This is a genomic window from Stieleria sp., from assembly GCF_041595215.1.
Classification (GTDB): Bacteria; Planctomycetota; Planctomycetia; order Pirellulales; family Pirellulaceae; genus Stieleria; species Stieleria magnilauensis.
Genome location: NZ_JBFHKV010000216.1, coordinates 1 through 9,520 on the forward strand (window position 1 = coordinate 1; position 9,520 = coordinate 9,520).

At 58.3% G+C, this 9,520-nt stretch carries 10 protein-coding genes; 4 read left to right on the plus strand and 6 right to left on the minus strand.

What is annotated here, in order from left to right; all coding sequences use genetic code 11:
• From ABX749_RS10740 to hisE, 4 genes are all read right to left on the minus strand, one after another.
• On the minus strand, window positions 1-989 hold a 989-nt coding region (locus ABX749_RS10740; protein WP_372895977.1), incomplete at its 3' end, for an AAA family ATPase.
• A 193-nt stretch (window positions 990-1,182) separates the two neighbouring features.
• Window positions 1,183-1,521 carry a rhodanese-like domain-containing protein gene (locus tag ABX749_RS10745; RefSeq protein ID WP_145218159.1) on the minus strand — a complete coding sequence of 113 codons (339 nt, stop codon included), beginning with the start codon at window positions 1,519-1,521 and terminating at the stop codon, window positions 1,183-1,185.
• 11 nt (window positions 1,522-1,532) lie between these two features.
• Entirely contained in the window at window positions 1,533-2,396 is an 864-nt protein-coding gene (gene hisG, locus ABX749_RS10750) for an ATP phosphoribosyltransferase (RefSeq protein ID WP_372895978.1), read from the minus strand.
• Window positions 2,397-2,412: 16 nt separating this feature from the next.
• Window positions 2,413-2,763 (minus strand): phosphoribosyl-ATP diphosphatase, encoded by a 351-nt coding sequence (hisE, locus tag ABX749_RS10755; RefSeq protein ID WP_372895979.1) that lies wholly within the window; start codon window positions 2,761-2,763, stop codon window positions 2,413-2,415.
• 317 nt (window positions 2,764-3,080) lie between these two features.
• Between hisE and hisH the strand changes: the two genes are divergently transcribed.
• The 4 genes from hisH to ABX749_RS10775 all read left to right on the plus strand — a co-directional run bounded on the left by hisH (window position 3,081) and on the right by ABX749_RS10775 (window position 6,256).
• Window positions 3,081-3,710: an imidazole glycerol phosphate synthase subunit HisH gene (gene hisH / locus ABX749_RS10760; protein WP_145218151.1), complete on the plus strand. Its 630-nt coding sequence runs from the start codon at window positions 3,081-3,083 to the stop codon at window positions 3,708-3,710.
• Between the two features lie 11 nt (window positions 3,711-3,721).
• Entirely contained in the window at window positions 3,722-4,213 is a 492-nt protein-coding gene (locus ABX749_RS10765; RefSeq protein ID WP_372895980.1) for a hypothetical protein, read from the plus strand.
• Between the two features lie 580 nt (window positions 4,214-4,793).
• The gene (locus ABX749_RS10770; protein WP_372895981.1) at window positions 4,794-5,387 is read left to right on the plus strand and encodes a CAP domain-containing protein; all 594 of its coding nucleotides are present in this window, start codon (window positions 4,794-4,796) and stop codon (window positions 5,385-5,387) included.
• A 38-nt stretch (window positions 5,388-5,425) separates the two neighbouring features.
• Window positions 5,426-6,256: a hypothetical protein gene (locus tag ABX749_RS10775; RefSeq protein WP_372895982.1), complete on the plus strand. Its 831-nt coding sequence runs from the start codon at window positions 5,426-5,428 to the stop codon at window positions 6,254-6,256.
• Here ABX749_RS10775 and ABX749_RS10780 read toward each other — a convergent pair.
• A complete protein-coding gene (locus ABX749_RS10780; protein WP_145223109.1) occupies window positions 6,244-7,056 on the minus strand; it encodes a sugar phosphate isomerase/epimerase family protein in 813 nt (270 codons plus the stop codon). The genes ABX749_RS10775 and ABX749_RS10780 overlap by 13 nt on opposite strands.
• 999 nt (window positions 7,057-8,055) lie before the next feature.
• Window positions 8,056-9,303, minus strand: coding sequence for an IS110 family transposase (locus ABX749_RS10785; RefSeq protein ID WP_372895983.1), 1,248 nt, complete (start codon window positions 9,301-9,303; stop codon window positions 8,056-8,058).
• Window positions 9,304-9,520 lie beyond the last annotated feature (217 nt).

Consider the following 9,520-nt stretch of genomic DNA (forward strand, 5'->3'; position numbering starts at 1 on the left):
CGCATCGAGACTCGGTGGGCGAGCACGGCGACGGCGACTTCTTGAATGTCGTCGGGCAACACGTAATCGCGTTGGTCCAGCACCGCCCGAGCCTGCGCCGCACGCAGCAACATCTTCGATCCGCGAGGACTGCAACCGACTCGCAACCGCGTGTCTTGGCGGGTCGCATTGACCAGCGCCACCAGATAGCGGACCACCTTTCGATCCACCGTGACTTCGCGAACAAAACGCTGCAGCGTCGCCAGGTCGTCACGATGCATCACCGGCGTCAGCTCGCTCGAAGGGTCATGCGATGCTTGGTCGAGCAACAAATCAATTTCGCTTTCTTGATCCGGGTAATCCATCGACAATCGGAACAAGAATCGATCCAGCTGCGATTCCGGCAGGGGATAGGTCCCTTCGAATCCGACCGGGTTTTGAGTCGCGATGACGATAAACGGTTTCTCCAACCGGTACTGCGTCGAATCGATCGTGACCTGGGACTCGGCCATCGCCTCCAACAGGGCGCTCTGGGTTCGCGGCGAAGCGCGGTTGATTTCGTCGGCGATCAACAGGTTGCAAAAAATCGGGCCGCGACGAAAGTGAAACTCGCCGCTGGCGGGCTGGAAAATGGCGCTGCCCAAGATATCCGATGGCAGCAGGTCGGGCGTGCATTGGATTCGCTGGAAATCCAAGTCGATCAGCGCCGCGATGGACTTGGCCAGCGTGGTTTTGCCCACACCGGGAACATCCTCGACCAGCACCGACCCTTCGGCCAGGATACAGGTCAACACCGAATCGATGACGTCCGCTTTGCCGCGAATCACGCTTTGCAATTGCGTCCGGACCGTCTCGATTTTTCCCAACAGCCCCCGAGCGACGTCGGGATCGGTGTGATGCCGGCCGGCGGCCGAGGGGGAATCACACGGTTCCCGCTGGTCGGCAATCGGGGCATCAGACGACTCCGCGTCGGTTTCTGATTGTCGCGATTCGTTTCCGTGGGTGAACATGCGGGCCTCCAGCAGTCGCCGAAATCATCATCGAAGAGTCGTCAGCAGTGGAACACCGTCACCCGGAATCGGGAACGCGACGGAACTGCTTTTACAATAGGGCGTCAACAACCCATTCCCCTAATGTACCCTGACCCGCACGACTCCGCCGCGTTCGGCGCCACATTAATGGCCCTGGATCAATAACGCCGGATTAATAACGCGGAACCGAGCTGTCGATTTGCAGGCTCCAGGCGTCAATCCCGCCGGCCATGTTCTGAACCTTGTCAAAACCGCGTGACCGCAATGCCTCGGTCACCTGCATGCTGCGTCCGCCGTGGTGGCAATGCACCACGATCCGTTGGTCCTTGTGAGGGTCCAATTCATCCAGACGTTGACCCAGCTCCCCCATCGGAATCAGCACGCTGCCATCGATCTTTGCGGTCGCATACTCTTCGTTTTGTCGCACATCGAGCAACAAGAAGGACTCATCCGAATCCTGCAGTGCTTTGACGGTTTGAACATCAATTTCGATCGGATAGTCGTTGGACATTGATTTCCTCGCTAGAGTCGGCAGTTGGAGATGGTGGTTTGGAAGATCGCCGAGGCGCCGAGTCGTTCGAGTTTTTCCATGACGTCGATCACCTCACTGCTCCGCACCATCACTCGCACGCTCCGCCAGGCTTCGTCTTCGAGCGTTCCGATGGTCGGCGAATTAAATCCCGGCGTGATCTTCTCCGCATCAGCCAGCTTGGCCGTCGGAATGTTGTATTCCAACAGCGAGTAGTCTCGCGCGATCACCACTCCTTCCAGCCGTCGAACCACACGATCGGCCATCTCTGAATCGCGACAGGCATCGTTTTGAATCAGAATCGTTTCGTAGGAACCGATTTCTTCCAGGATGCGCAAACGGTTGGCCGCCAACGTGCTGCCGGTTTCCACCAGATCCACGATCGCGTCGGCCACGCCCAATTGGATCATCACTTCGACGCTTCCGGAAAGCGAAACCATGTGCGCAAGCGCGTTGTGTTGTCCCAGATAGGCTTTGGTGATGTGGGGAAAGCTGGTTGCGATGCGTTTTCCGTCCAGCTCGTTGGCCGATCGGATCGGGCTGTCATCGGGAATGCAAATCGCCAGACGGCAGCGTCCGACGCCCAAACGCATCCGCGTGGTCACGTTGGCGTTGGCTTCTTCCACCAGATCGCTGCCGGTGAACCCCATGTCGATGGCGCCCTCGGCCACCAAGGTCGGAATGTCATCGGTCCGCAAGAAGACCAAATCGATCGGCAGTCCCTTGACCTTGGCGAACAGCCCGCGGTTTTGGCGGCGAAAATTCAGTCCGGCCTGCAGCAACAGCTCGCCGGACAACTCACTGAGCCGCCCCTTGCTGGGAAGCCCGATTCTTAAATTGTTACTCAGTTGTCCCATGGTGGATCGCTTGCGTCTATTCGTCCGTTTTCGGTTGACTTCGATTGGCTTTTTCGACCAATCCGGACGTCCCTTCACGACGCCCCAGTTCCGCGGCGACCTCGTCCAGATCGACACCGCGATAGGCTAACATCACCAGGGTGTGATAAATCAGATCCCCAGCCTCATAAATGAAGTGCTCGCGGCCGGCCTCGCCCGGTTCGTCGACCGCCTCAATCAATTCGCGCGCCTCTTCCAAGATTTTCTCGCCGATCTTGCCGGTCCCGCCCGCCATCAACTTGGTCGTGTAGGACCCTTCCGGGCGCGTCTGGGCTCGCTCGGTCAACGTTTGCATCAGTCGCCGCAGCGGCAGGAGCGAGTCAGACATCGAAAAACAACGGTTTCGTAAAGCGGATGGGGCGCACGTAATTCCCGGCGGAAAAAATCCCGATAGTCGGAGCGGGGATCGTAGATGAGACGTTTGCCGACGTCCACTCCGCCACCAATCGAGAGCCTTTGCAACTCCCTTGCGGCGGGGCCTGGGAGACCGCCGGTCGCTTCCGGTCAACCATCCGTTCCCCTGTGACGCTGGGGATTTGCAGCGAACGCAATTCCCATTAGTGTGTCGTTTCCGTGTCCACTGTGTTCTCGCAGCCCAAGTTCTCGCTGCTCAAGTTCTCGCTGCTCAAACCCGTCGTTATTGCCATGATCACGATCGTTGACTACCAAATGGGGAATTTGCGGAGCGTCCAGAAAGCGATCGAGCGGATCGGCGGCCAAGCCGTCTTTTCGTCTGACCCGCACGAAATCGCCACCGCAGAACAATTGATCCTGCCCGGTGTCGGAGCGTTCGGGGACGCGATGGCGGAAATCAACCGACGTGATCTGGCGCAGCCGATTCACGATTTTGTCCAAACCGGACGCCCCTTCCTGGGAATTTGCCTGGGGCTTCAGTTGCTGTTCGAGGAGAGTTACGAACACGGAACACACCGCGGGCTCGGCATTCTGCCCGGCGACGTCGTTCGTTTTGAACTGCCCGACACCTTTAAAGTCCCGCACATGGGTTGGAACACCGTCCGCAAGACGTCTGAATCGGCGCTGCTGGACGACCTGGCCGACGAAAGCCACTTTTACTTCGTCCACTCGTATTACGTCCGCCCCGAGGATCCGTCGCTGATGGCGCTGGCCTGTGATTACGGGCACGAGTTTTGTGCGATGGTGTCACGCGAGAACCTTTTCGCGACGCAGTTTCACCCCGAAAAAAGCCAGGCAAACGGGCTGCAACTGCTCCGATCCTTTCACCAACTCGCCGGCCGCACCCAGCCCAACACCTAGCCGAGCTTATCGTGTCCACCTCCACCACGCCGCTCTCGCTGCAACATCCGCAGGGTCTCGGCACCGTCCACTTTGTTTGGACCCATGACCGCTTCGATCACACGATCGATTTCGACGGCCGCCAGATCGCCTGCCGAAACGGCACCGGTGAACAGGCGTGGCCGGAATCGCCGCCGATCCAACAGCTGTCGATCGAATCCATCGACGGACGCGACGTGGCCCTCGGTGTCGGCTGTGCGGGAACGAGCCACTGGAGTTTGAGTGTCGAACCGACGCCCGACGGATTTCGCTTCGATTGGGCCTGCCGCGCGAAAGAAACCCCCGAGCAACTCGGAACGACCTACCACGACTCGGCGGCGATCCAGATCGAACCCGCGGCGGCGTCGAACGTTACGGCCGACACCGCGACCGACACGGCGTCCACCCGAATCCGACCCGACGGCGTCTTTTCCGGTGGTGGCACGTATCGCTGGTGCTACGCCGTTCGCCTCCGAGAGGGGTGAATCGGCTGAGAGAATCGAGCAGGGCGCGGGCGTTGTCGCGATCCGGTAACTCTTGGGATCGCCTGAACTAGCCCGCTCCGCCGCGGCGGCGCAGCCCTTCAACGGCCACACGGAACCTCCCATTTAACGCATTCTTCCTGGTCTGACAGTCTGCCAAAATTTTTTGCCGGGACGGCTCGTCGCCGCAAGCCCTTGATGCGATTCGATTACGGGCGTGCCAAAGAAACGCAGGCCGCAAAACTTTTGCATTCTTCCTACCCTGCCCCTTCCGCAATCTCGAACGATCGAGAAGCTTTGCGGCCAATTCACTCGTCGCGGCCAGATGTCGGCCGCCACGACTAGCGTTTTGCCACAGCTTGAGACCTAGGGTAGCGGTACTCGATAACGGCCCGTTGATTGAATCGATTTTGCGAAATCATCGCGATCATGTGAGGCATGAACGCGAGGGCGCCGCGTGGCCCCTTGCCGACACATGGGAGCTTCAACCAACAGACCGAGGAGAGTGCTGGTCGGCACAAGAACCCTCCTTCTCAGCCGTGGCGGAGCACTAGCAGAGTCCTTTTCGTAGGAGAAAACCAACGTGCGTTCAACCGCAATTTCTCGTGTTCGCCTTCATGCAGTCTTGGCGATTCTGTGCCCCGTCCTGATGTTCAGCCTGTCTGGAAATCAGGTGACCGCCCAATCGACGGCGCCATCCACATCGGGCGTGGTGACCACCGCGTCGAGTTACGTTTGCCCGAAATGCGGCCGCATCCACGCGACCTCGCAACCGGCAGCGACGACGACCACCACCACTTCGGCGCCCCAGGCTGCAACCGCGACCCCGATCCGATCGGTTGCCCAAGTTGCTTATCAGAAAGCCAGCGGAGGCGTTCAGAACGTTCTGAGCATGCTCAACAACCAGCGCTCTCGACAAGGACTGCGGACCCTGCGATATGACGCAACATTGCAATCGGTTGCCGAGCGCCGCGCACGCCAGATGGCCAGCATGGGTCTGAAGTCGCATCCGCCGGGATCGTTTGCACCTGGCCGCTACGAAGGTGTCGGCTGGTCCAGCTCCTTTTCGCCTCGTGGAGTCTCCGCGTGCTACACCAGCGATCCCAGAATGACCGCCGCCGGCGCCGCCATGGTCACCGGTCGCGATGGCGTTTACTTCGCCGTGGTCTATCGCTAAACGAACTCAGCCGACCAAGCCGCCGTGCGGTCGGCTACATGCTAGCAACCGCCGCGCTGCTGCTGGTCGCTTCACGACGTGTCGAGGCGCAAGCCCCGCTGCCGGACAACGAGCCGAATGGACTCGGCTCGATGATGACTTCCGACCAAGCCCGAGCGACGGTCCAGTCGCTCGTGGACTTGGCGATCCGCAAGACGCCCCACCAGTACAACGGCAAGAAGAACTGGGAAAAGACGAAGAAGATTTGGGCCGGGGTGCGGTTCCGCCGCGACGGGTTGAAGCTTTCCACGCATCGTCGCTGGCGTGAGGTCCGTCACGGGTTGCAAACCCGCTACCACGTGCAGTTCCCCGGCGACGCGTCGGCACCTCGCCCCGTCATTGCCGAGGTGCGTCAGGTCACGCATTGCAACGGCGACGCGTCCCAGCGCGCCGGCTGGACGATTGAATGTGAACTGGCGACACCACTGGACTTTTCCGCTCGCATCGAGCGTTGGAATCTGGGAGTCCAGTGGTACAGCGTCGAAGTCAGCGGACACATGGAAATCCGACTGACCGTGCACGGACGGCTGAGCAGCTATCCCGATTATTCGGTGCTTCCACCGGCGATCGTGATCGACCCCACGGTGACGTCGGCGTCATTGCATCTGGACGCCTTGCATGTCGACCGGATCAGCAAGGTCGGTGGCGAGGTCGCAGAAACCTGGGGCGAGATCGTTGAAAAGATCGTCAATGAAATCTTGATCGACGACATCAACGAGAAGCTTCACGCCAAGCTGAACAAGGCGATCGACAAGAAACGCGACGATCTACGGTTTTCCGCCGTGGATTGGATGTCGGGTTTCACATCCATCGAAAATCAGCACAACTGACCAAGGGTGTGATCGAGATAACGTTTGGTGTGATCGAGCAGATGATCGTAGCTGATCGATTCGACGTCCTCTCCGATCAACTCCACTTCCCATGACCCGCAGTAACCATTTTCGTGCAACAGTTCGATCAGTTCGGGCAACGGCACGCAACCGTCACCGAGCAGGCAACGATTCATCTCGCCGTGCGGACAATGGCGGCCGTCACCGAGTTGAACCAGATGAAGATGGCGAGCCACGTCGGGTAGCCAGCGCAGTGCATCTCGATCCATCCCGATGTGGTAGGTATCTATCACCATCCCTAGGGACGGGTTGTCAACGCGTTCGATAATGTCGAGCGTTGATTGCAGATCATGGACGAACGACCATTCGTCACCACAACCGGGGTGAAACGGTTCCAGCGCCAACTTGACGCCGTGTTCCGACGCAACCGCCGCAACCCGATCGAGCGCTTGACAAAGGGTTCGGCGAAGATGTGTTTTGATGTGATTGTTCTTGCCGCCGGCCAACACGATCAACGTGCCGGCACGCAATTGCGCGGCTTGGATGACGGCGCTGACCGCATCCGAAACGGCATCTTCGAACGGCCGTCCGTCGCTGCCGGTGAACCCGCCGCCCCAGGACAGCGACGTGGCCACCATCGAATGTTCGGCGAGCAATTCGATCGTTCGCTCGACACCATAATCTTCGACCTTGGGACGATACAGTCCGATGCCGCCAAACCCGCGTTGGGCATAGGCGTTAACGTCCGACTCCAGGTCCCAACGCAGTGTTGAGAGCTGGCTAACAGAAAGCGTGTTCATCCGTGCTTCGGCCATGGAGAAAGAATCAATCGAAGAGCGTCGACGTGGCGTCGGTCAGGATTGTAACCCATCGTCAAAACGAACGATGCGCGAACTGTTTGATGGCAAAACACTTTTGGGCAAAACGTTTTGCCATCGCGTCTCGGCGTACGTTGTCGATTGATGATCAGCCGTTTGGCGCGAGCCTACGGGCCCTGCGCTGGCTGAAACCTTGTTGCGTTACGGGCGCCCGGACGCTGGCGCGAACCGGCTGATGTCGATTGATGATCAGCCGTTTGGCGCGAGCCTACAGGCCCTGCGCTGGTCACGACGTTGTCGATTGAGTGGCATAGGGCTCGCGCCCTACCGCTAATTACAGGGCGGAGGGCTCGCGCCCAATACCGCTAAATCGAGAAGCGAAAATGAAACACCATGGCTCCCCTTCTATGGTCCCGGGCTTGCCAAGGGGGTAAGTCGTGAATTTTTGTTTTCTTTTCATGATTAAAAATCGTTGGCCCGAGTCCCTTTCGCCTTCGCCGTCGCACCAGCCCTGCACTTGTTGCGTTGAGGGATGGTGCGACGGCGAAGGCGAGGGGGACGGACCCTTTTGTCGAGCCGGAGCTCTCGCCGCAGTCGTCGCTACCTTGTCTAGGCAAGCTTGTTTGCACATCCGTTTGTAAGTCAACACTTGATCCGGCATCTCGTTGCATGCGTTGACGCGGTAAACGCGTCGGCGACAACCTTCTATCCGTCACGGCGAGCCATGTTCCCATGGCCCCCGTTAAACCTAATGCCGTTTTCGTTCGCTCGCGAACGTTCGGCAACGAGATCCGACGACGGGTAGCCCATCTCTCCAACAGGAGCCGGCAAGGCTCCCCTGGGGAAGCAACGGTACCCGTCACCGGATTCGTGTTCGTCTTACTTTTTTGTCAGTGCAATTGGCTTGGTCGGCTGAGGGGACTGCTGCAAGTCAGAGATTCTATCTATCAAAAAGGGGCGTTCTAAAAGGTCTCGATCTGATCAAGCCGAGGGTGTCTGCGGCGGAATCAATGAAGGCGAGCGAGCAAACGACAATTGCTGGCTCAATTTGGCTCCCGCTGGTATCTCGTCTTCAAACAAAAACTTCCGCAACGCAATGAGTAGCTTTCGTGCCAACGCCACCACGCCACGTTTCCTGTTCCTGCTCGTACCATCGTTGAACTTCGCGTTGTACCACTTCGCAAGATCACTTTGCGGCTGAAACTGGAGCCAGCCCCAGGCAGCTTCGATCAGCAATACGCGTAATTCACCGCGTCCGGCTTTGCTGATGCCTTGCTCTTTGCCTACATCACCACTCTGGTGCGGCGTTGGGACCAGACCGACCAATGCGGCGAGTTGCTTGTTGTTCTTGATGTTCCGCCAAGAAAAAATTTCCGAAGCAAGTGTCCATGATAAAACCGGGCCGACCCCGCAAAGCTGAATGAGCTTGGCGGCTTGACTGGCGGCGTTTGAAGGGGATTCAGGTTGCCTGGCCCCGGGCTGTTTGTCCTTGGCCGCGTTGTCCTTGACAGCGGTCCGAATCAAGTCGGCTTGCTCAGCTTGCAGGTCACGGATCTGTTCATTGACAATTTGAATTCGTTTGAATTCTCGCCTCAGGGACGCTTGGAGTCTCGGCATCAAGGGACGATCATCAGCGGTTCGGAACTTGGCGAGATTGGCTTCAAACGAGGCAGTGATGGTGACGCTCTTGATACCTTGCCCGTTGAGGTGTGATTTGATCCGGCAGGTGTGTGCGGTGCGTTCTTTCTTCAAGATTCGCATTTCTCGATTCAATGTCCGTTCGTCTTCGTCGATGTGGCTTGGGATATGAATCATCTGGCATGCGAATTCGTCACCCTTAAGCTTGCGAATCAACGCAGCGACGATTTTGCAGGCATCAATGCGATCGGTCTTGGCCCGTTTGCCTCGTCGATTGACCTGGATCGAAGCGGCGTCAACGATATAGCTCTCGATCCCCTTGGCAACCAAGCATCGATGGATCCAGAATCCGTCGCGTCCGGATTCATAGCAGGACGCGACAGGGCAATCTTCATCGAGCCCGAAACGTTGCTTGGCGTGGAGGATCTCGGCTTCAAGTTTCTTGAAATTTCCTGAGCGCATGCTTTTGATGCGGGGCTTGCGGCCAAGAGTGTCCGAGAAGGCCACCACCCAGGTTCTTTCGGAAAGCTCAAGACCGATGTACAGGGTGTTTTGGCGGGTGATACACTGGTTTTGCGGGGTCGCAGTCATGTTACGCTCCTAAAGTTTGCGTGAAGAACAAACCCAGAGTGTCGCACCTGCGACCTCGTCTTTCGACCCATAGCATCTCTCCCCCGATTCCTGACTCGCTTAGGCTCGTCAGGAATCGGGGGAGAGGGGAGCCATGGTGTTTCATTTTCGCTTCTCGATTGAGCGGTATTGGGCGCGAGCCCTCCGGTTCCGCGTCTTTGCCAAAACGCTATCGTCC

What these genes read in the sequence shown, in the direction of transcription:
- ABX749_RS10745 (WP_145218159.1), bottom strand. Translation starts at nt 1,521, where the DNA reads ATGTCCAACGACTATCCGATCGAAATTGATGTTCAAACCGTCAAAGCA.
- hisG (WP_372895978.1), bottom strand. Translation starts at nt 2,396, where the DNA reads ATGGGACAACTGAGTAACAATTTAAGAATCGGGCTTCCCAGCAAGGGG.
- hisE (WP_372895979.1), bottom strand. Translation starts at nt 2,763, where the DNA reads ATGTCTGACTCGCTCCTGCCGCTGCGGCGACTGATGCAAACGTTGACC.
- hisH (WP_145218151.1), top strand. Translation starts at nt 3,081, where the DNA reads ATGATCACGATCGTTGACTACCAAATGGGGAATTTGCGGAGCGTCCAG.
- ABX749_RS10775 (WP_372895982.1), top strand. Translation starts at nt 5,426, where the DNA reads ATGCTAGCAACCGCCGCGCTGCTGCTGGTCGCTTCACGACGTGTCGAG.
- ABX749_RS10780 (WP_145223109.1), bottom strand. Translation starts at nt 7,056, where the DNA reads ATGAACACGCTTTCTGTTAGCCAGCTCTCAACACTGCGTTGGGACCTG.
- ABX749_RS10785 (WP_372895983.1), bottom strand. Translation starts at nt 9,303, where the DNA reads ATGACTGCGACCCCGCAAAACCAGTGTATCACCCGCCAAAACACCCTG.